This window comes from Methylocystis suflitae, assembly GCF_024448135.1.
Taxonomy (GTDB): domain Bacteria; phylum Pseudomonadota; class Alphaproteobacteria; order Rhizobiales; family Beijerinckiaceae; genus Methylocystis; species Methylocystis suflitae.
The window spans coordinates 1-20,679 of sequence record NZ_JAMRYX010000161.1 but is presented as its reverse complement, the minus strand read 5'-3'; the positions used below and the strand labels follow the sequence as shown (position 1 = coordinate 20,679).

The 20,679-nt window shown below is 64.8% G+C and carries 20 protein-coding genes, 1 tRNA gene and 1 pseudogene; 7 read left to right on the top strand and 15 right to left on the bottom strand.

From position 1 onward, the window contains the following. Window positions 1-50: 50 nt before the first annotated feature. Both NEI07_RS12220 and NEI07_RS12215 read left to right on the top strand, forming a co-directional pair. Window positions 51-449, top strand: a complete 399-nt coding sequence (locus NEI07_RS12220; protein ID WP_256034881.1) for a DUF779 domain-containing protein — start codon at window positions 51-53, stop codon at window positions 447-449. A gap of 190 nt (window positions 450-639) precedes the next feature. Next, window positions 640-724: transfer RNA gene (locus tag NEI07_RS12215), tRNA-Tyr, on the top strand. A 33-nt stretch (window positions 725-757) separates the two neighbouring features. Here the strand turns inward: NEI07_RS12215 and clcA are convergent. Further along, window positions 758-2,077, bottom strand: coding sequence for a H(+)/Cl(-) exchange transporter ClcA (gene clcA, locus NEI07_RS12210; protein ID WP_256034880.1), 1,320 nt, complete (start codon window positions 2,075-2,077; stop codon window positions 758-760). Window positions 2,078-2,256: 179 nt separating this feature from the next. Here clcA and NEI07_RS12205 point away from each other — a divergent pair, with 179 nt between their 5' ends. Continuing rightward, the gene (locus tag NEI07_RS12205) at window positions 2,257-3,348 is read left to right on the top strand and encodes a HupE/UreJ family protein (RefSeq protein WP_256034879.1); all 1,092 of its coding nucleotides are present in this window, start codon (window positions 2,257-2,259) and stop codon (window positions 3,346-3,348) included. Between the two features lie 124 nt (window positions 3,349-3,472). Here the strand turns inward: NEI07_RS12205 and phaC are convergent, their stop codons facing one another. Both phaC and ald read right to left on the bottom strand, forming a co-directional pair. Then, window positions 3,473-5,506: a class I poly(R)-hydroxyalkanoic acid synthase gene (gene phaC, locus NEI07_RS12200; protein ID WP_305123713.1), complete on the bottom strand. Its 2,034-nt coding sequence runs from the start codon at window positions 5,504-5,506 to the stop codon at window positions 3,473-3,475. 247 nt (window positions 5,507-5,753) lie between these two features. After that, a complete protein-coding gene (ald, locus tag NEI07_RS12195) occupies window positions 5,754-6,884 on the bottom strand; it encodes an alanine dehydrogenase (RefSeq protein ID WP_256034878.1) in 1,131 nt (376 codons plus the stop codon). A gap of 125 nt (window positions 6,885-7,009) precedes the next feature. Here ald and NEI07_RS12190 point away from each other — a divergent pair, with 125 nt between their 5' ends. From NEI07_RS12190 to NEI07_RS12180, 3 genes are all read left to right on the top strand, one after another. Further along, window positions 7,010-7,411 (top strand): DUF3775 domain-containing protein, encoded by a 402-nt coding sequence (locus tag NEI07_RS12190; protein ID WP_256034877.1) that lies wholly within the window; start codon window positions 7,010-7,012, stop codon window positions 7,409-7,411. A gap of 76 nt (window positions 7,412-7,487) precedes the next feature. Next, window positions 7,488-7,826, top strand: coding sequence for a small metal-binding protein SmbP (gene smbP / locus NEI07_RS12185; protein WP_256034876.1), 339 nt, complete (start codon window positions 7,488-7,490; stop codon window positions 7,824-7,826). 147 nt (window positions 7,827-7,973) lie between these two features. Further along, window positions 7,974-9,383 (top strand): amino acid permease, encoded by a 1,410-nt coding sequence (locus NEI07_RS12180; protein WP_256034875.1) that lies wholly within the window; start codon window positions 7,974-7,976, stop codon window positions 9,381-9,383. Between the two features lie 51 nt (window positions 9,384-9,434). Here the strand turns inward: NEI07_RS12180 and NEI07_RS12175 are convergent, their stop codons facing one another. The 12 genes from NEI07_RS12175 to dnaK all read right to left on the bottom strand — a co-directional run bounded on the left by NEI07_RS12175 (window position 9,435) and on the right by dnaK (window position 19,901). Continuing rightward, a complete protein-coding gene (locus tag NEI07_RS12175; RefSeq protein ID WP_256034874.1) occupies window positions 9,435-9,749 on the bottom strand; it encodes a hypothetical protein in 315 nt (104 codons plus the stop codon). A gap of 143 nt (window positions 9,750-9,892) precedes the next feature. Then, window positions 9,893-11,140 carry a hydroxysqualene dehydroxylase HpnE gene (hpnE, locus tag NEI07_RS12170; RefSeq protein ID WP_256034873.1) on the bottom strand — a complete coding sequence of 416 codons (1,248 nt, stop codon included), beginning with the start codon at window positions 11,138-11,140 and terminating at the stop codon, window positions 9,893-9,895. Continuing rightward, entirely contained in the window at window positions 11,137-12,006 is an 870-nt protein-coding gene (gene hpnD / locus NEI07_RS12165; RefSeq protein WP_256034882.1) for a presqualene diphosphate synthase HpnD, read from the bottom strand. The genes hpnE and hpnD overlap by 4 nt, the downstream gene beginning before the upstream one ends. 2 nt (window positions 12,007-12,008) lie before the next feature. Then, window positions 12,009-12,911: a squalene synthase HpnC gene (gene hpnC / locus NEI07_RS12160; protein ID WP_256034872.1), complete on the bottom strand. Its 903-nt coding sequence runs from the start codon at window positions 12,909-12,911 to the stop codon at window positions 12,009-12,011. Window positions 12,912-12,948: 37 nt separating this feature from the next. Further along, window positions 12,949-14,166 (bottom strand): glycosyltransferase, encoded by a 1,218-nt coding sequence (locus NEI07_RS12155; RefSeq protein WP_256034871.1) that lies wholly within the window; start codon window positions 14,164-14,166, stop codon window positions 12,949-12,951. A 90-nt stretch (window positions 14,167-14,256) separates the two neighbouring features. Next, complete coding sequence (locus NEI07_RS12150) at window positions 14,257-14,463, bottom strand: ChaB family protein (RefSeq protein WP_256034870.1); 207 nt, start codon at window positions 14,461-14,463, stop codon at window positions 14,257-14,259. Between the two features lie 13 nt (window positions 14,464-14,476). Beyond that, on the bottom strand, window positions 14,477-15,169 hold the full coding sequence (gene pyrF, locus NEI07_RS12145; protein ID WP_256034869.1) for an orotidine-5'-phosphate decarboxylase: 693 nt from the start codon (window positions 15,167-15,169) through the stop codon (window positions 14,477-14,479). Continuing rightward, window positions 15,166-15,810, bottom strand: coding sequence for a class I SAM-dependent methyltransferase (locus NEI07_RS12140; protein WP_256034868.1), 645 nt, complete (start codon window positions 15,808-15,810; stop codon window positions 15,166-15,168). Before NEI07_RS12140 ends, pyrF begins: the two co-directional genes overlap by 4 nt. Window positions 15,811-15,933: 123 nt before the next feature. Continuing rightward, window positions 15,934-17,049 (bottom strand): molecular chaperone DnaJ, encoded by a 1,116-nt coding sequence (dnaJ, locus tag NEI07_RS12135; protein WP_256034867.1) that lies wholly within the window; start codon window positions 17,047-17,049, stop codon window positions 15,934-15,936. Between the two features lie 3 nt (window positions 17,050-17,052). Beyond that, the gene (locus NEI07_RS12130) at window positions 17,053-17,445 is read right to left on the bottom strand and encodes a HepT-like ribonuclease domain-containing protein (protein WP_256034866.1); all 393 of its coding nucleotides are present in this window, start codon (window positions 17,443-17,445) and stop codon (window positions 17,053-17,055) included. Beyond that, window positions 17,442-17,732, bottom strand: a complete 291-nt coding sequence (locus tag NEI07_RS12125) for a nucleotidyltransferase family protein (protein ID WP_256034865.1) — start codon at window positions 17,730-17,732, stop codon at window positions 17,442-17,444. Before NEI07_RS12125 ends, NEI07_RS12130 begins: the two co-directional genes overlap by 4 nt. 270 nt (window positions 17,733-18,002) lie before the next feature. Then, window positions 18,003-19,901 carry a molecular chaperone DnaK gene (gene dnaK, locus NEI07_RS12120; RefSeq protein ID WP_256034864.1) on the bottom strand — a complete coding sequence of 633 codons (1,899 nt, stop codon included), beginning with the start codon at window positions 19,899-19,901 and terminating at the stop codon, window positions 18,003-18,005. A 362-nt stretch (window positions 19,902-20,263) separates the two neighbouring features. Here dnaK and NEI07_RS12115 point away from each other — a divergent pair. After that, a pseudogene (locus tag NEI07_RS12115) lies at window positions 20,264-20,679 on the top strand (efflux RND transporter periplasmic adaptor subunit); the annotation flags it as partial.

The following is a 20,679-nucleotide window of genomic DNA, read 5'->3' as shown; positions in this document are numbered from 1 at the left end:
CTAGCGTCCCCTCTCCCGCTTTAGCGGGGGAGGGACAGGGAGGGGGGGCAGTGACCACGACAGTCAAACCCGCAAGAGTCGCCGCCACGCCCGCGGCGCTTGATCTCATCGCCAGGCTGCGCGGCAAACATGGCGCGGTCCTCTTCCACCAGTCGGGCGGCTGCTGCGACGGCTCTGCGCCGATGTGCTATCCGCAAGGGGAATTCCTCGTCGGCGACGGCGACGTCCTCCTCGGCGAGATTGGCGGCGCGCCCTTCTATATCGGCGCGGCGCAATTCGATTATTGGAAGCACACGCAGCTCGTCATCGACGTCGTGCCGGGGCAAGGCGGCATGTTCTCGCTCGACAATGGCACGGGGCTGCGGTTCCTGACGCGGTCGCGGCTTTTTTCCGACGCCGAATTGGCGCATCTGGCCGCCGCTGCGCCGGCGGCCGATGAGCGAGCTTGAGCAACGGGCCTGCGGCGCAGAACGTCTGCTCGGGTTTGACGTCCCAGCGGACGGCGAATCGCGCGCCGAGCGGGGCTCAGCCTCGCCCTCCGCCTGCCGGGGAGTTTAAGGTTGACACTGCGCCGCAGGGGCCGCATATGCCGCTGCATCGGCCGCGTTCATCGCGGCCGCCGTCTCCTTGCGAGACGATGGGGGAATGTCCCGAGCGGCAAAGGGGGCGGACTGTAAATCCGCTGGCTAAGCCTTCGTAGGTTCGAGTCCTACTTCCCCCACCATCTCCAAGCATGGAAATTCTCCTACCGCTTCGATCAGCGAAGGAAGCGCAGGCGCTCGCGCAAGGCGTCGTAAAGAGGCGCGTCGCTCATCAGCGTAGGGATGAGCATGGCCGTAAAACAGGCCGCCAGCATCGGCAGGAGCAAGAGCGCGCTGCCAGTCATTTCCGTCGCAAGCACGAGCCCGGTCAGCGGCGCCCGCACCACGCCCGTAAAGAACGCGGCCACTCCAACCACCGCGAAGGCCTCTGGCTGAATGGGAAGGTCCGGGAACGCCAATCCGCAACCGGCGCCAAAGAGCAGTCCCAATTGCGCGCCCAGCGTCAGCAGCGGCGCGAAAAGACCGCCTGGCGTTCCCGCCGAATAGGACAAGGCGCCGAACCAGAACCTCAGTTGAAAGAGGAACGGCAAGACGAAGAGGGCGGGCGCCCCAAGCAGCGCATTCTGGGTGAGATTGTCGCCGCCGCCGACGCATTCCGGTCCGAACCAGGCGAGAACGCCCGCCGCGGCGCCGATCGCGGCGGCGCAGGTCTCCGCCGGCAGGCCGCGCACGAGGTCGACCGCGGCCAGCGTCGCCAGCACCGCCTTATTATAGGCGATGGCTACGGCTCCGCACACTATGCCAAGTATGAAGAATAGCAGGCCGATCTCCGGCGCGGGATACGCCAGCGGCGGCAGATGGAAATCCGGCGCGTCGCCCAGAATAAGATGCGCGACGGCGATTGCTGTCGAGGACGCCGCCAGCGCGGCGATCGCGATCCTGTGCTCGAATTTTTGGACGAGCTCTTCCAGGACGAAAACCGCTCCGGCCATCGGCGCGTTGAAGGCCGTCGCGAGGCCTGCGCCCGCGCCTGCCGCCAGCAGAACGCGGCAATCCGGCCAGTCTCGGCGGAAGGCGCCGCCGAAGAGATGGCCAAGCACCGCGCCCATCTGCACACTCGGGCCTTCGCGGCCGAGCGCAAGGCCCGAGCCGATCGCCAGCCATCCGCCGACGAATTTCACCGGCAGGAGGATAAAGGGCGACGGCGCCGCGTCACCGCGCAGGACCGCCTCGACATGCGGAATCCCGCTCCCCGACGCGTGTGGCGAATACCGCCGCACCAGCCAGGCGGCGACGACGGCCGCCGACGCACAGCCGCCGACGAGCAGAATAAAGCCCGTGATTGAGTGGCCATGCGCCCAATCGATAATAGCTGCGCGAAAAACATCGGCCCGCTGCAGCGCAAGCCGGAAAAGCGCGCAGACGAGACCCGCGACAGCGCCGACCAGCAGCGCCAGCGTCGCGAGAACCGCAAGATTGCCCTCTGAAGACGTCAAGCCCGTCGAGCGGGCCTCATAGAGGTCGCGATGAAGCATGTCGCAGCGGCTCGGTCCGTGGGGGCTGGGGCCAAGGCGAAGCCATAGCACGATTGGGGTCGGTAACGCGCTCCCCGCATCGCCGGCGCGCCGTAACCGGCCTATGCTTCCGCTTGCGCTGTCTTGTCCAGCGCGGCGGCGTTTGGCATGTTGCGCGGCCACGAACACAGGGAGCGCGTATGAGCCGGGTTTTCAGGATAATCGCCGCCGTGATGTTTTGCGTCGGCGTCGCGGCTCCGGCCATGGCGCACACGCCCGATATTTCCACGGGCAAAATCCTTCCCAAGGACAATCGGGCCTATGCCGTCGAGGTCGGCTTTCTCGCCACCGATCTCGAGCGCATGTTTCAGGACACGATGAGCGAACGCGCCGACGCCGACCTCTCGGCGCCCGGCGCGCTCGAAGCGGAAATCGGCAAATTTGTCCAAAAGCGTGTCGCGATGCGCGATGCGACAGGCCGCGCCTGCATCGCCAATGTCGAAAAGTCCGGCGAAGATCCCACCAACCAGGACAGCGCGCTGATCGTCATGCGCTTCGACTGCGGCGCGACGACGGGCACGCTCTTCTATGACGCGACGAAGCTCCTCGCTGCGCAGGGCGCAAAGGGAAAGCATCTCGTCACTCTCGAGGGGAGCGAAAACGGCGGGCAGACCATGCTGTATCCCGACGATCCGCCGCTCGATCTGTCAAAGCCGATGGAAACCACCGCACAGCTGATGTGGAAGTTTCTCAAAGCCGGCGTCGAACACATCGTCACCGGCTACGATCATCTATGCTTCCTGTTCGCGCTCATTCTGTGGGCGACCCGCATTTGGCCGGTCGTGAAGATCGTCACCGCCTTCACCATTTCGCATTCGATCACGCTGTCGCTGGCGGCGCTCAATATCTTCACGCTTCCCTCGACATTGGTCGAAGCGCTGATCGCCGCCTCGATCGTTTTCGTCGCCGTGGAGAACTATTTCTCGCGCGACGTCGACAACCGCTGGCGCAACACCTTCCTCTTTGGCTTCATCCATGGCTTCGGCTTCGCCTCCGCGCTGACGGAGATGGGCGTGCCGCAAGGCGGGGTCGTGCCCGCGCTCGCTGCGTTCAACATCGGCGTCGAACTCGGCCAGATCGCCATCGTCTTTGCGGTCATGCCCATCCTGTTCTTCATCGACAAGCAGACGGGCGGCAAGCGCAGCGAAAAGCTCGTCTACGTGGTCTCGGCGCTGATCGCCGTTGCGGGGGTCTACTGGTTCTTGGAGCGAATCGGGGTTCTTCCGGGGTAAGGCTCTCGGATGACCTCATCGTTGTCGGGCTCGCCGCGTCTACGGACGCGGTGAGAGGCGCCCGCTAAAGCGTGCGCCGCAGCGTCACGTTTCGCGCCGCGGCCCTGCCGGATCCAACTGCCGCCTATCCTTTTACCCGCACATATTCCCCGGGCGCGTCGCAGATGATCTTGAGCTTGCCGCCGCCGGGCTGGCGCGCGGGGACTTTCTTGGGCGCCTGCGCCGTCACCCAGGCCAGCCAGTGCGGCCACCAAGAGCCCTTGGTTTCCTTTGCCTTCTTGATCCAGTCGTCGAAAGCGCCCTTCGGGGGGCCGCCCGTCCAATATTGATATTTGTCTTTGGAGGGCGGGTTGATGATCCCCGCGATATGGCCCGAGCCGCCGAGCACGAAGGTCACGTCGCCGCCGAAAAACCTCGCGCCGCGAAACACGGATTGCGCCGGCGCGATATGATCCTCTCGGGTCGCGATCTCAAAGACCGGCGCCTTCACCTGACGCAAATTGAGCCGAACGCCGTCGATGACCATCTCGCCGCGGGCCAGACGATTTTCGAGATAACAGCTGCGCAGGTAGAAGGAGTGATTGGCGCGCGGAATGCGCGTCGAATCGGAATTCCAATACAAGAGATCGAAAGCGGCGGGCTCGACCCCCTTCATGTAATTGTTGACGACGTAATTCCAGATGAGTTCGTTCGGCCGCAGCATATTGAAGGCGTTGGCCATCTTGTAGCCTTCGAGATAGCCGGTGCGGGCCATGCTTTCGTCGAGCGCCGCGAGCCGCGCCTCGTCGACGAAGATCTGCAAATCGCCGGCGTCCGAAAAATCCACCTGCGTCGCAAAGAAGGTGACGCTGTCGACGCGATCGTCGTTCGTCGCCGCCATATAGGCGAGCGTTAGGGCGAGCAGCGTGCCGCCGACGCAATAGCCCGCCGCCGTCACTTTGCGTTCGCCCGTCGCCTTCTCGATCACGTCGAGCGCGGTCAGCACGCCCTCGTGCATATAGGCTTCAAAGCCCTTCTCGGCCTTGGTCTCGTCGGGATTGACCCAGGAGATGATGAAGACCGTGAAGCCCTGCTCGACGGCCCAGCGCACGAAACTTTTCTCGGGGTTGAGATCGAGCACATAGAATTTGTTGATCCAGGGCGGCGTGATGAGCAGCGGCCGCGCATAAACTTCCGACGTCGTCGGCTCATATTGAATGAGCTCCATCACGTCATTGCGCCAGATCACCTTGCCGGGCGTATTCGCCAGATCGACGCCGAGTTCGAATTTGCGATCCGCGCTCTGGCGAATCTTCAGCACGCCGCCGCCCGCGGAAATGTCTTCGGCGAGCATTTTCAAGCCGCGAACCAGATTTTCGCCCTTGGCGTCCATCGTGGCGCGCAACAGTTCCGGATTGGTCGGCACGAAATTGGATGGCGAGATCGCGCTCGAGATCAGCCGCGTATAAAAGACCGCCCTGGCCTTTGTCTGCGGATCGAGACCCTCGGCGCTCTCGACCATGTCGCCCGCCCAGCGCGACGCAAGCAGATAGGATTGCCGCAGCCAGTCGAAGAAGGGATTCTCGTTCCACTCAGGCCCGGAGAAGCGCTTGTCGGAGAGGTCGGAAGGAACGATCGGGGCGACATCCTCCCCGCTGTAGCGGCGAAGCGTCTGCCGCCAGATTTCGCTCAATCCGCTGTAAAGATCGGCCTGGGCGACGGCGGCGCGCTCGGGCTTCGACAGCCAATATTCGGCGACGGCGCCGAGAGTCTTAGTGGCGTCGGCGACGCTCGCGGCGAGTTCGCTTCGCGTTTCTTCGGGATTGGCGCCGCCGATCGCCGCAGCCAGCGCCTTGCGGCCCTCATCTACGAGCTGCGCCATGTTGTCGGCGATCGCTTCAATATCAAGCCGGACGAATTTCTCCAGATTGGCGAGCGGCGCGGGAGCGCCGGCGCCATGGGGCGCCGCGGGCGCGGCCTTTTGCGGAGCGCTGGGCGCGGAAGGCTTTTTCGCCGCGGTCTTTTTCTTGGCCTCGCTTTTGGCCTTGTTCTTGGCCTCGCTCTTGGCCTTGCGGGGAGGCTTCACCGGCGTTTCGGATTTGCCGAGCGCGGAGACCTTTGCCGCCGTGGCCCCTCGTTTCCGGTTGGCGGCGGGATCCTGGTCCTGGTTCGCGCTCATACCCTAAACCTGTCTGTTTTTCGAATGATGGGGCGCGCCGCTCCGCCAACGCCGCGACGCTCTGGTCTAACAATTGCGCGCTGATGAGAAAAGCTCCGCCGGCCTGGCGCGAAAGAGGCGTCCCGGCGACATAAGCGCGAATTATTACAATGCAATGCCGAAACGCGCGCTGGAGCGACCGCTCTCCAGAGTCGATTGTGCGAAAAGGTCGCACGGACCGGAATGGCTGATGTCATTCAGCAGGATGCTATGCGGCGCCGGCGCTGTCCAGCGCCATGAGCTGCGGCGACAGCGGCAGGCCATGCGCGGCGGCGACAGGCGGAGACAGAATGCGGCCGGCGGAAATTTCCAGCCCCGCGCGAAGATGCGGGTCGTCCTCGATGGCGCGACGCCAGCCCTTGTTGGCGAGCGCCAGCACGAAAGGCAATGTGGCGTTGTTGAGCGCGAACGTCGACGTGCGCGGCGTGACTCCGGGCATGTTGGTGACGCAATAATGCACGACCCCGTCAACGACATAGGTCGGGTCGGAATGACTCGTCGGCCGCGACGTCTCGCAGCAGCCGCCCTGATCGATCGCGACATCGACGATCACGGCGCCGCGCTTCATCGTCGCCAGCATGTCCCGCGTGATCAGGATTGGCGCCTTGGCGCCTGGCGCGAGCGCCGCGCAGATGACGAGATCGGCGCGCTTCACCGATTCGGCGATCGCGGCGCGTGTGGAATAAATGGTGCGCGCCGCGAAACCGAAACGCGTTTCGAGACGCCGAAGCGCCTCGGGGTTGCGGTCGGCGACAAGCACGCTTGCGCCCATGCCGAGCGCAATCGACGACGCCTGCGCGCCGACGCTGCCCGCGCCGAGAACCAGGACGTCGGCAGGCGGCACGCCCGGCGCGCCCGCAAGCAGAACGCCGCGGCCGCCCGCCTGCTTTTCAAGAAAATGCGCGCCGATTTGCGGGGCGAGCCGGCCGGCGATTTCGGACATCGGCGCGAGCAGCGGCAATCCGCCGCCGGGCGCCGTGACCGTCTCATAGGCGATGCAATGGGCGCCGCTCGCCATCAGCGCGCGCGTGAGTTCAGCGTCCGCGGCGAGATGGAAATAAGTGAAGAGCACATGGTCCGGCCGCAAATAAGCAATCTCGCGCCGCTGCGGCTCCTTCACCTTGACGATCAACTGCGCTGCGGCAAACAGCGCTTCAGGACCATCGACGAGCTTTGCGCCCGCGGCGGCGTAATCTGAGTCCGACAGCCCCGCGCCCTCGCCTGCGCCGCGCTCGATGAAGACTTCATGTCCTGCATGGGCAAGCTCGGCGACCGAAGACGGCGTCAGGCCGACGCGATATTCGTTGTCTTTGGTTTCCTTCGGCGCGCCGACACGCATTTGCGGCTCCAAAATACGGCGTCGACTCGGGTAAACATCTCGCCTTCGGGGAATATATGCAAAGGGCGACCTTTCAAAACAAGGGCGAAGGTCTAGCGCGTTTTCCGAACGGCGGAGAGGAAGAAATGCCGACCATCAATACGGACAAAGTCTGTTTCGTCGTCGTCAAAGCCCGTGAGCTTGAGAGCGAAGATGAGGGAATCGATGCGGACGCCTCGAACGCCACGGACGACGGTTTCGTCAGCGTGCTGACGGAGGACGCGTTCCCCACCATTCGCGACGAGCTTTCCTCCTTTATCGAGGCCATGGACATCGACGAGCAGATCGAACTTGTCGCGCTGATGTGGGTGGGGCGCGGCGACTTCGCCGCCAGCGAATGGGGCGAAGCTCTCGCGCAAGCGCGAGCCCGGCACGAAGGCGCGACATCAACCTATCTGCTCGGCGTGCCGCTGCTCGCCTCCTTTCTTGAGGGCGGCCTCGCAGAATTCGGCGAGAGCTGCGAGCTTTACGCCGCCGACAGGCAATGATGGCGCCAGAGACCTCGATCCTAGAGCGAAAGCGACCATATTACGGTCATGCGGCGAAGCATTGAGGAGATACCCCATGAATCGCAGGATTTTTGCAACCGCCCTGGCTCTATCCGTCGCGGCCTTTTTCGCCCCCCGATTGGCCTACGCCGAAGATCATCTGGCTGAAGCCATCACCCACACCAAACAGGCGATCAGCGAAGGCAAGAAGGGAAAGGCCGAGGCGCTGACGATGCATGCGGAAGAAGGCTTGAAGCACGCAAAGGCCGCCGAAACGCAAAAGCCGAACGAGCATACCAAACAGGGCGTCTCGCATCTCGAAATGGCGATTGACCACGGCAAGCAGAAGCATGCCGACGTCGCGACGAAACACGCCGAAGAGGCGCTTACTCATCTCGAGGCGGCGAAGAAGTAGGCTTCGGCGCACTGGACAACAATATGAGAGAGCGGTCGTTAGGCCGCTCTCTTCTTTTGCGGCTGCGCATGGCCGGGCGGCAATGACAGCGCCGCCTGGATCGCCTATGGACGTCGTGGCGGACACGCCCGCCGACGGGCCATTTTGATGAAGCTTTCCTCCGCGCTGCTGCGCGCCAAATCCATCGAATCGCTGCAAGCCGAAGCCGACCGGCCGGGCGGATTCCGTCGCGTGCTGGGGGTCTGGCAGCTCACCGGCATCGGCCTTGGCGGGCTCATTGGCGTCGGGATTTTCGTGCTGACCGGCGTGGTGGCGGCGACCCAGGCGGGGCCGGGCGTCGCCCTCTCCTTCCTGATCGCCGGCGTCGCGAGCGCCGCGGCGGCGCTGTCCTACGCCGAATTCGCCGGCATGATTCCCGTCGCCGGCAGCGCCTACACATACGCCTACGCGGTGCTGGGCGAACTCGCCGCCTGGATCATCGGCTGGGACCTTCTGCTCGAATATGCGCTCGTCGTCGCCGTGGTGGCGATCGGCTGGTCGGCCTATTTGCAGGCGCTGCTCGCGCAATTCGGGCTCGCGCTTCCCGAATGGGCGAGCGGCGCGCCGGGAACCGGCGCCGGCCGCGTCGTCGATCTTTTCGCCGCGCTCGGCGCGCTTGGCGTCGCCTTCCTGTTGACGCTGCGCGTGGAGCTCGGCGCGCGCTTCAACACCGCGATGGTGGTCGTCAAAATCGTCGCGGCGCTCTTGGTGATCGTGGCGGGACTCCCCTATGTGCGCGTCGAGAATTGGACGCCCTTTATGCCCTTCGGCTTTTCCGGCGTGGCGCAGGGCGCGGCGGTCGTGTTCTTCGCCGTGTTCGGCTACGACACGTTGACGACGGCGGCCGAAGAGGCCCGCGCCCCGCAACGCGACGTGCCGCGCGCCGTTCTTTTGTCGCTCGTCGTGGCGCTGACGCTCTACATCGCCATGTCGCTCGTGCTCACCGGCGTCGTACGCTACGACACGCTCGACAATCCGGCGCCGGTCGCGACCGCTTTCACGTCGCTCGGCCTGCCCTGGGTCGCTTTCGTCGTGTCGCTTGCGGCGGTTGCGGGCATCGCCAGCGTCATGCTCGCCTTTCTGCTCGCCTGCGCCCGCATCTGGTTCGCCATGAGCCGCGACGGACTGCTGCCGGCCTGGTTCGCCAAGCTTCATCCGCGCTTTTCTACGCCCTATCGGCCGACGCTGATCGCCGGCGCGCTGACCGCGCTCGTCGCCGCGCTGTATCCGATTAAGGAAGTGGCGGAGCTGGTGAACATCGGCACGCTCTCCGCCTTCGTCGTCATCTGTTCGGCGATCATCGTGCTGCGCCGCACCCGGCCCGATTTGAAGCGCAGCTTTCGTGCGCCTTTCGTTCCCTTCACGCCGCTCGTCGGCGTCGGCTTCTCGCTATGGCTGTTGTCGCGCCTGCCGACGGTGGCCTGGGAGCGCTTCGCGATCTGGATGGCGGTTGGGCTCGCCATCTATTTTCTTTACAGCCGCAATAACAGCCGGCTGGCGGGGAACGCTGAAGGATGACGGGCCAGCGGGCCCGTTCAGCGGATTCTTTGCTTCGGCGCATGGCGGCAATCAGTGATGAGGATAGAGCCGGTGATGCGGCGGGTGATATGGATTGAGATGCCCGCGGTGGTGGTACGGGCAAGGGTAGCGCCAATGCCGGATGCCGCGCGTGTGGTGCGTGGGCGTGGTGGTTACAAAGCATCCGCCGTGGCCGTGCCCGGAAGCGGGGCCGTACTGCCCGTACCAGTCAGGCTCATGCATCAGCGCGACCTGCTGCGCCCCGGCTGGCGACGGCGCCATCATACTGGCAAGCCCGCAAGTGGCGGCGACGATCGCACAACTGACGATGCGCTTTGATTTGTTCTCGGTCTTGATTTTGGACATAGGACTCTCCGGTCCACAATCTGCGCACGAGCAATCGCGCGCGCCTGCTCGCCAGATAGATCGCCGAAGAAACAAAGCTAGCCGGAGCGAAATTGGAGGGGTGGCGCAAGCGAGCTTCCTCGCACCATTCACGCAAGATCCGTTCAACTGGCCGTCGTCGCCAATTCCGCCGCTCTATCCCCTGAACGTATCGAGCCCTCGATCGTCGCCGGCAAGCCCGTATTCGTCCAGTCGCCGGCAAGCCACAGATTGTCCCAACGCGTCTTCGCGTCAGGCCGGCGCTTTTCCTGCGACGGCGTCGCGGCGAAGGTGGCGCGCTTCTCCTTGACGATCTGCCAGGGCGGCAACGCCGCCGGCAGGCCCGTCGCGGCGGAGACCTCAGCCCAGATTTTTTCCGCAAGCGCTTCGCGCGAATCGTCGATCAGGCGGTCGGCGCCGCTGATCGTCACCGACAGGCGATCGTCGAAGGCGAAGAGCCATTCGGTGAGCGTGCCGATCATGCCGAGAAGCAACGGCTGACCCGGCGGCGGCGCGATCTTGAAATGCGCATTGAGGATCGCGCGAAAATCGTCGGGCGCGACGAGACCGGGGAGAAGCTCCTGCGCGATCCACGGCGGCGTCGCGACGACCACCGCGTCGCCTTTTTCCAGCGTTGCTTCCGCGTCGCCAAAGCGCAGCGCGGCGACGCGAGACTCCTCGAAAGCGATGTCGCGCAAACGCGCCCCGAAGCGCGGCTCGACGCCTTTGGCGCGAAGCGTGCGCAGCGCCGGCTCGATGAAGGCGTCGCCGAGGCCGCCTTTGGCGACCATGGGGCGGCAGGCGTCGCCGCCCGCCGCGAGCGTCTCGCGCAGCACGGCGCCCGCGAGCGTGGCGGACGCCTCTTCGGGCTCGGTGTTCAGCGCCGAGAGCAGAACCGGTCGCCAAAGCTTCTCCCACAGCGCGCCGCGGCAATACATGGTGTCGCCGATGGTCGCGCCGTCCCTCGCGAAGAGAAGCTTTCCGGCGCCGAGATAGTCGAGCGGCCCCGTGCCGGGAACGCGCCGGTCGGCGACAAACACCCACCAGGGAATGCGCGAGGCGTTGGGTCGCAGCGTCCAGCGCTCCGCCGTGCGCGCGTCGAGAAAATCGAAGGCGCATTCGCTCGGACCAACGAGCGCGTCGCTCGCGCCGATGCGCTTGGCGTAATCCCGCGCCGCCCGATTGCCCGAGAGCAGCAAATGATTGCCGTTGTCGATCGTCAGGCCGAGCGAAGCGTCGAAATAGGAGCGGCAGCGTCCGCCCGCCATGCGCGCGGCTTCGTAAAGCGCGACGCGCCGTCCGGCGTCGGCAAGGCGCAGCGCGCAGGCGAGCCCCGCGAGGCCCGCGCCGACGACATGAATCGTTTCGCTCACGTGAAGGCGTGTCGCAGGAAGGCGCTGACGAGCTTGAGACGGGACGCCCGCACCGGCGCGCGCGGCGCCGAAAAGCCGCGAGCGGCGAGACTGTCGAGGATCGAGCGATAGCCGGCGGCCATGAGATAGGGCGCCTTCACCGCGCGCTTGGGCAAGCCCGCCATCACCAGATCCGCCTGATCATAATGTTCGCGGGCGCGGCTGAGGACCGGGGCGCACACCTCTTCGAGCGACGGATGCGACAGCACGGCGTGCGGCGCCAGGCTCGCCACGCCGGCGGACTCAATCGCCTCTCGCGGCAAATAGAGCCGCCCCCGCGCGGCGTCCTCGTCGAGGTCGCGCAAGATGTTGGTGAGCTGCAACGCGCGGCCGAGGTGGTAGGCGAGCAGTTTCGGACCCGTCGGCAAATCGCATTCGGCGCCCGGCTCATCCTCCGCGAGACCGAAAGCGCGCACGGACAGCCGTCCCACGGCGCTCGCGACGCGGTCGCAATAGAGCTCGAGCTTTTCCCAGTCCGGCGCGCAAATATCCTCCTCGACGTCCATGGCCATGCCCTCGATCACCGATTCGAAATCGGCGCGGTCGAGTCGGAAACGGCGGATGGGCTCCGAGAGAAAGCTGACGCGCGCGCGGATGCGGCCGGCGTAAAGCTCATCGAGGTCGGCGCGCCACTGGTCGAGCGCGGCGCGGCGCGCGGCGCGGTCGCCCTCGTCGTCGGCGATGTCATCAACGGCGCGGCAGAAGGCGTAAATGGCGAACATCGCGTCGCGCCGCGGCGGCTCGAGGATGCGCATCGCGAGATAGAAGGAGCTTCTGGTCGCGATGGCGCGCGTGCGCAGCGTCGTCGAATCGGCAAGCGCGTCCATTGTCACTGGCGCGTCCTTGGGCGCGTCCTCGGAAGAGCTTCGGAATCTGCGCGGCGTGGACGCGACACACGGCGAAGAAGCGCGCCGAGCGCGCCCAGCGCGCCCTTCAGCGCAAAGCTGAACTTGCCGTCGTGAACCTTGTCGCGCAGCGGATCGGCGACCGCGAGGCGGGCAACGAGCTGATCGGCCAATGTCTGAATGGCGCCGACCTCCATGGCGAGCCGCACGTCGTCGATCAGATCGGCGAAGGGACGCGACTGCGCGAGCAGACGCCCGGTTTTTTCGTTGAGGTCGCGGATCGTCGCCAGGAGCGGCGGCGACGCCGACTCCTTCCCCAGCATCTCAACGGTCGCGCCATGCGCCGCGAGCGCGTCGAGTGGCAGATAGACCCGGTCGAGGTTGCGGTAATCCTTGCCGCAGTCCTGCAGGTGATTGATGATCTGCAGCGCCGCGCAGAGCGCGTCGTTGGCCGGCCAGACCCGGCCGGGGTTCTCGCCGTGGAGATCGCAGACGAAGCGTCCGACCGGCATGGCCGAATAGCGGCAGTAATCGATGAGATCGTCCCAATCGCGATAGCGCAATTGCATCACGTCGCGCTTGAAGGCGGTGATCAGATCGCGCGCGTGCTGCGGATCAAGACGCCGCTCCTGGCAGGTCTCGCGCAAGCGGCGCGCCACATCGGCATCCTGTTCCGCTTCTCCCATCAGGGCGGCGTCAAGCGCGTCCAGCAGATCCAGCTTCTCTTGCGGGGAAAGCGTCGGGTGGTCGGCGATGTCGTCGGCGGCGCGAACGAAATCATAGAAGGCGAGGATTGGCGCGCGGTGCCGCGGCGCAATGAGAAAGGAAGCGACGGGGAAATTCTCGTCGCGATGGGTCTTTCCCGAACTCGTCTGCGCAATATCCATATGACGCCGTCTTGCCGCTCCACGGCGCTGGCGCGCCCTATACCTCGATCTGGCGGTTCGCCTCGATCTCGCCGGGCGTTTCGAAACGCTGCGCCGCCTTTTGGGCGCGCGGCGCTTGATAGCGGCCTTTCCATTCGCCGCCGCGGCCGCCCAGGTGCCGCCAAGCCGATTCAACCGTAAACCACGTATAGCATGCCGCGACGCCTGGCAAAGCAAAGGCGCGCCATCGCGACAGGCCGTAAAAGCGCAGCGTCGGCATATAGGCCTGCGCCATCAGCAGCCAGGAGACGAGCGCCGTCTCGCGCGCCGGCGATTCGCCGAACAGCGCCAGATAGGGCGGCGCAAGATAGGCGGCCGCCAAGCCAAAGAGCGCGCCCACGAGACGCCAGGGGGAATAGCTGAGCTGCGCGTAGGCCGAGCGCACGACCATTCGGGAGATATCGGCAAGGCGCGGATAGGCGCGCAGGCTATGGACGTCTTCGGTCAGACCCAGCCAGATCGGCCCTTGCGCCTTCATCAGCGCGCCCAGCGCGCAATCGTCGATCAGCGCCCCGCGAATGGCCCGCAGGCCGCCCGCGGTCGCGAGCGCCTCGGGACGCAGCAGCATGACCCCTCCCGCGGCGCCCGCCGCCGGATGATCCGGATCATTGATGTGGCGGAACGGGTAAAGCTTCTGGAAATAGAAAATGAAGGCGGGGATGAGCCAGCGCTCCGCGACGCTTTCGCAGCGAAGTTTGACCATGAGCGAGGTGAGAACAGCGCCGCGCGCCGTCGCGCCCGAAGCGAGGCGGGCGAGCACATGCGGCGAAAATTCGATGTCCGCGTCGCAAAACAGCACGAAATCCGGGTCGATCGGCAAGCTTCGCACATGATCGAACCCGCGCTGCATCGCCGCGAGCTTTCCCGTCCAGCCCGCATCGGGTCCGCGCGAGGAGAGAATCGTCAGGCGGCTCGAAGCGCCGCAGGCGGCCGCGCAGCGGCGGGCCGCTTCGGCGGTGCCGTCGTCGCTCTCGTCATCAACCAGAACAATGTCGAAGCGGCCATGGAACTGTTGCGCGAACAGCGACGCCAGGCTTTTTTCGATGACGTCGGCTTCGTTTCGAGCCGGAACGATCGCCACGACATGGGTTGCGGGGACCGCGGCGTGACCGCAAAGGTTCCGGTCATGTTCGGTCAGCCGCCAGAACCCGCCGCGAAGCGCGATCAGATAGAGCCAAACGAACAGCCCGAGGGCGGAGATGACAATCGCGAGCATGGGCGAATCGGGGTCAGGATTCGGACGATGACCCGCTTTTTATCACTCACGGTCTAGGCAAGCCAGCGCGCCTTCCCGTCCTTCATGGCCCTATCGCTTTACCCAGCCCGCCTCGGTCTTGACGTAGCTTCGCTTTACCGCCGCCCAGGCGATGCGATGCGCCGCCTCCTCCTGGCGCGGATCGCCGCGATGGGCGTCGAAGGCGTGGTTGAAGGCCTCGCGATAGATGTCCTGCGCGTGGTCAGGAAGGATGCGCTGGAGATTTTCGGGCAGATCGGCGTTGCTGTCGTAGGGCATGCGACGGACCCAATCAGGCGCCGGCCATCTCGCTGACCACCGCTTCCGCCGCCGCTGCGGGATTAGCTGCGCGGGTGATCGGCCGGCCGACGACGATATAGTCGGCGGAGGCCGCGACCGCCTGCCGCGGCGTCATGACGCGCTTTTGATCGCCGACGTCGGCGCCCTCCGGCCGCACCCCCGGCGTCACCAGCAGCATGTCCGAGCCCACGAGCGGCCTTACGGACGCAAGCTCCATCGGCGACAGGATGAGGCCGTCGACGCCCTTCTCCCTGGCTTGTCTGGCGCGGCGCGCGACGAGTTCGGCGACGCCGCAGGCGTAGCCCGCTTCTTTCAGATCCGCGTCGTCATAGGAGGTCATCACCGTCACCGCGAGGAGCTTGAGCGCGCCGCCCGCGGCGCCCTCGCGCGCCGCCGCCATCGTCTGGGGAAAGGCGTGAAGGGTGAGAAAGTCGACGCCGAGCCGGGCGATCTGGCGCGTCGCACGCTCCACGGTGACGCCGATGTCATGAAGCTTCAGATCGAGAAATACGCGCTTGCCCGCGGCCTTCAGTTCACGCGCGAAGTCGAAGCCGCCCGGCGCATAGGCGAGCTCCATGCCGACCTTGAAGAAAGAGACCGTCCCGCCCAGAGCCGCGATCATCGACCGCGCGTCGTCGACGCTTTCGACGTCGAGCGCGACGATCAGTCGGTCCTGCGGCTTCACGCCTTGCGCTTTCCGGCGAAGCCGGCGTAACCCGCTTTGCGATAGCGCCAGACGCGCGCGGGCGGAATGTTGAGCACGATCGGCGGCGATCCCTTGCCGACATAGGCGCCATTGACGCCATTGGCGTGCATGGGCATCGGCGATTTGGTCAGGCCGTAAGTGAACTGGATGAAGAGCCCCTCGTCGCCCATCAGTTCGAAAGCCTGGTTCAACAGCTCGACCCGATCGCGCTCGGGCCGCACGAGGAGCGGCAGGCTGGAAACGACGGTGGCGATCTTCCCCGGGACTTTGCCGTCGAGAGTCGCCTTGAGCGCATAGGCGTCGCCCTGCACGATGTTGACGCCAGGGAAGCGTTCGGAGAGCAAATGGCAGAAGCGGCTCTCAAATTCGACGAGGACGAGGCGTTCAGGCGCGATGCCGCGGGCGAGCAGCGCCTGAGTCACCGGCCCGGTGCCGGGACCGAGCTCGACCACATAGCCATCGCTGTGCGGTTCGACGAAACCGGCCATCGTCTTGGCCAGCGCGCGTCCGGAGGGCGAAACGGCGCCGATGAGGCGCGGATTTTCGATCCATTGACGGATGAAGCGCGCGTTATCCACGAGCCTCGCGCGCCCATTGGCTTTCTGCGTTCTGTGCGGCACCAGCGCCCCTCCCGATCGGCGCGACGAAACGCGCAAACGGCCCCCGCGATCGGAGGGCCGTTGGGCGGATGATAGGAGAGCCGCGCGTCAAAAACAACGTGGCGTCTTTTAGCCTTCCGCCGCCTAACCCCCGAACAGATCCTTCATCCGCGCGAAGAAGCCCGTCTCCTCGGGATGCGTGTCCAGCGAGGACTCCTCCTCGAATTCGGCGAGGAGCTCCTTTTGCCGCTTGGTCAGCTTTTGCGGCGTCTCGACGCTGATCTGCACATGCAGGTCGCCTTGGTCGCGCCCGCGCAGCACCGGCATGCCCTTGCCTTTGGCCTTGAGCTGGCGTCCGGACTGCGCGCCCTCGGGAATTTTGAGCTTCACCTCGGAGCCGTCGAGCGCATGGACCTTGATCTCGCCGCCGAGCGCCGCACGCACCATCGAGATCGGCACGCGGCAATAGAGATCCGCCCCATCGCGCTGGAAGAACGGATGCGGCTTCACCGAAAGGAAGATGTAGAGGTCGCCGGGCGGCCCGCCCCGCAGGCCCGCCTCGCCTTCGCCGGCGAGCCTGATGCGCGTGCCGTCCTCAACGCCCGGCGGCACATTGACGGACAGCGATCGTTCGATCGTCTTGCGCCCGGCGCCGGCGCAAGCGGGGCAAGGATTCTCGATCGTCTCGCCGCGCCCCTGGCAGGTCGGACAGGTACGCTCGATCGCGAAAAAGCCCTGTTGGGCGCGCACGCGTCCCATGCCGCCGCAGGTTGCGCAGGTCTTGGGCTTCGAGCCCTTTTTGGCGCCTGTTCCCGAGCAGACGTCGCAGGTCGCCGAGGTGGGGATTTTCAGCGAAGCGGTCTTGCCGTGAAAGGCCTCGTCGAGGGTGATCTCCATATTATAGCGCAGATCCGAGCCCCGCTCGCGGCCGCCTGAACGGCTGCGCCGCCCCATGACGTCGCCGAACAGATCCTCGAAAATGTCGGCCATGGAGGCGCCGAAGCCCTCGCCGGCGCCGAAGCCGCGGCCGCCCTGATCAAAGGCGGCATGGCCGAAACGGTCGTAGGCCGCGCGCTTCTGCTGGTCGCACAGACACTGATAGGCTTCGTTCAATTCCTTGAAACGCGCTTCCGCCTGCTTGTCGCCAGGGTGCCGATCGGGATGGCACTGCATCGCAGCCTTGCGGAAAGCGATCTTTAATTCGACTTCCGTGACCGTGCGGCTGACGCCCAGAACTTCGTAATAGTCGCGTTTGGACATTTCTTAGTCTTCGGGAGGTTCTTGCGAGGCTCCGCCGATCCGTTCGCCCGCCGCTTCGTATATGGCTTCGAGAGGATTTAGCAACTCCGGCAGATCGATCTGCGCCGTTCGCCAGACGACGCGAAAGTCGAGTTCGACATATCCATGGGCGATGCGATTGCGCATATCGATCATGTCGCGCCATGGAAGATCCCCATGCGCCGCGGCGAAGGACGGATAGGATCGCGCCAGCCGGGTCGCGGCTTCGCCAATGATAATGAGATTCATGGCGACCGCCTGTTGCGTGCGTTTGTCGGCGAGAAACTCATCTTCCGTCATGCCTTCGACATAGAATGCCGCGAGTCGAGCCGCTTCGAGAATTTGGTCGAGAAGCACGAAAACGTCGCCATCCTTCATATCGCGACGGCCTCGGCGACGACTTTCGCTCTGATTCGTTTGGGAAGCTCCAGCGGCGTCAGGAGATCGACTTTCACGCCCAAAATCTGTTCCAACTCCGCATGGAGCCCGCCCAAATCCAGCAAAGTCGCGCCGGGCAAAGCGTCCACTAGAATGTCGATATCGCTGCCTTCCTCATCCTCGCCACGCAGCACCGAGCCAAAGACCCGCGGGTTAGCCGCCCGGCGGCGGCTGACCGCGGCGCGCACGGCTTCGCGATTGGCGTATAGCGCTACTGACGGTCTCATAATTCGCTTCCAGCGCGACCTCTGCCGGGTCTCTCATTGCCCCCAACGCCAATATACGATCAATCGGCGCGCCAGCCTGATATGGCGCCGCCGACCGGTCAACCGTGTCAGTTCACGGGCCGCCTTAGAAGATGCGCGAGACGGCGCTCTTTAAGTGCGGGCGCGACTGCAGGAACGACGGTCAGAGAGCAGATCTTCGCTCGATTTTGGAAAATCAATAACCCGAAAGAAAACGCTCCCCCTTCGAACGAAGAGGGAGCGGGAGCGAGCTTACTTCTTGTCGTCGCCGACGTCCTTGAACTCCGCGTCGATCACGTCGTCCTTGGGCGCCTCCTCAGATGCGCCGGTCCCCGAAGCCTCAGCCTGCTGGGCCTTATACATCGCCTCGCCGAGCTTCATCGAGGCCTGACTCAATTCGTTGGTCTTGGCCTTGATCGCGTCCGCGTCGTCGCCTTCGACGGCGCTCTTCAGTGCGGCGATGGCGGCTTCGATCGCGCTCTTGTCCGCGGCCGAAACCTTGTCGCCGAATTCGGCGACGGATTTCTCCGCAGCGTGGATCGCGGCCTCGCCATGGTTCTTGGCGTCGACGAGTTCGCGGCGGATCTTGTCTTCCGCGGCGTGTTCCTCGGCGTCCTTGACCATTTTGTCGATGTCGGAGTCGCTGAGGCCGCCGGACGCCTGGATGCGGATCTGCTGTTCCTTGTTCGTCGCCTTGTCTTTCGCCGTGACGTTGACGATGCCGTTCGCGTCGATGTCGAAGGTCACTTCCACTTGCGGCATGCCGCGCGGCGCCGGCGGAATGCCGACGAGGTCGAACTGGCCGAGCAGCTTGTTGTTCGCAGCCATCTCGCGTTCGCCCTGGAAGACCCGGATGGTGACGGCGGTCTGATTGTCTTCGGCCGTCGAGAACACCTGGCTCTTCTTGGTGGGGATCGTCGTGTTCCGGTCGATGAGGCGCGTAAACACGCCGCCGAGCGTCTCGATGCCCAGCGACAGCGGCGTCACGTCGAGCAGCAGCACGTCCTTCACGTCGCCCTGGAGCACGCCCGCCTGCACCGCGGCTCCGATGGCGACGACTTCGTCAGGATTGACGCCCTTGTGGGGCTCCTTGCCGAAGAACTGCTTCACGACCTCCTGCACTTTGGGCATACGGGTCATGCCGCCCACAAGCACCACTTCGCCGATGTCCGCCGCCGACAGGCCGGCGTCCTTCAACGCTTTCCGGCAGGGCTCCACCGTGCGCTGAATGAGATCGTCGACGAGCGCTTCGAATTTCGCGCGCGTGAGCTTCAGCGTCAGATGCTTGGGCCCGGTGGCGTCGGCGGTGATGTAGGGCAGATTGATTTCGGTTTGCGTCGCCGACGAGAGTTCGATCTTGGCCTTTTCGGCGGCCTCCTTGAGGCGCTGCAGGGCGAGCTTGTCCTTCGTGAGGTCGATGCCCTGCTCTTTCTTGAACTCGCCCGCTAGATATTCGACGAGACGCATGTCGAAGTCTTCGCCGCCCAGGAACGTGTCGCCGTTCGTCGACTTCACCTCGAACACGCCGTCGCCGATCTCCAGGATCGACACGTCGAATGTGCCGCCGCCGAGGTCATAAACGGCGATCGTGCCCGACTGCTTCTTATCGAGGCCATAGGCGAGCGCCGCCGCGGTGGGCTCATTGATGATGCGCAGCACTTCGAGGCCGGCGATCTTGCCGGCGTCCTTCGTCGCTTGGCGCTGAGCGTCGTTGAAGTAGGCGGGGACGGTAATGACGGCTTGCGTGACCGACTGGCCGAGAAAAGCCTCGGCCGTCTCCTTCATCTTTTGCAGAATGAAGGCGGAAATCTGCGAAGGCGAATATTGCTTGCCGGAGGCCTCGACCCAGGCGTCGCCATTATTCGCTCGGACGATCTTATAGGGAACGAGACCCATGTCCTTCTTGGTCATCGGGTCGTCGTAGGTGCGGCCGATAAGCCGCTTGATGGCGAAGAAGGTCTTGTCGGGATTCGTCACCGCCTGACGTTTGGCGGGCTGGCCGACGAGGCGCTCGCCATCGTCGGTGAAGGCGACAATCGAAGGCGTCGTCCTGGCGCCTTCGGCGTTTTCAATGACTTTGGGGCTCGACCCTTCCATGACGGCCACGCAGGAATTGGTCGTGCCGAGGTCGATGCCGATAATTTTGCCCATATCGTTTCCTTTCGCTGGCGAACGCCGAACCCCGAAGCGGTCCGGTTCAAAAGGCGAAGGACGGCGGCTCGCCATGAGCCCGCCGCGCGATCCTTCACGCTTAGCTCTCCCAAGATTGTGTTGCGCTCACCCCGCCGCAAGAGCAGGCCGCATATAGAAGAATCATTTCCTTGCGACAAGGCGTCCGGGCCGCGCTGGGGCGAGTCGGCAGCGGAGCCAAGCCGGTTAAGCCTGCGCCTGGGGCCAGGATTTCGCTTCAATAAAATTTGTCTTGCCTATTGACCAATGGCTGACGACTGACGATTATTGAAATTCGTCAGAAGGAACTAAACGCGCCTCTGGCGTCAATGGGACGAAGCTCAATGCTCAACTATCGCTCGAGTCTTTATGCGCTCGCTGCAGTTCTGACCGCGGCGCTCGCCGGCTGCGACGGCAAGGGCGAGCCGGCCCCCCAAGAGAGCGAGCGGAACGAGCGACCGGTGCTGGTCGCGCCGGCGCGCTACGCCGCGCAATCGCAGGCGCGCGAATTTGTCGCCACCATCCGGCCCAGGGTCGAGTCCGATCAGGGCTTTCGCGTCGCCGGGAAGGTGGTCAAGCGCTTTGTCGAAGTTGGTCAGCGGGTAAAGGCTGGCGACCCGATCGCGGCGCTCGATGAGCAGGATCTGCGGCTGCAGAAGGAGCAGTCCGACGCCGAATTCACCGCGGCGCGGGTGGCGCAAACTCAGGCCGTCGCCGATGAACGGCGCGCCGCCGAATTGCGCGCCAAGGGCTGGACCGC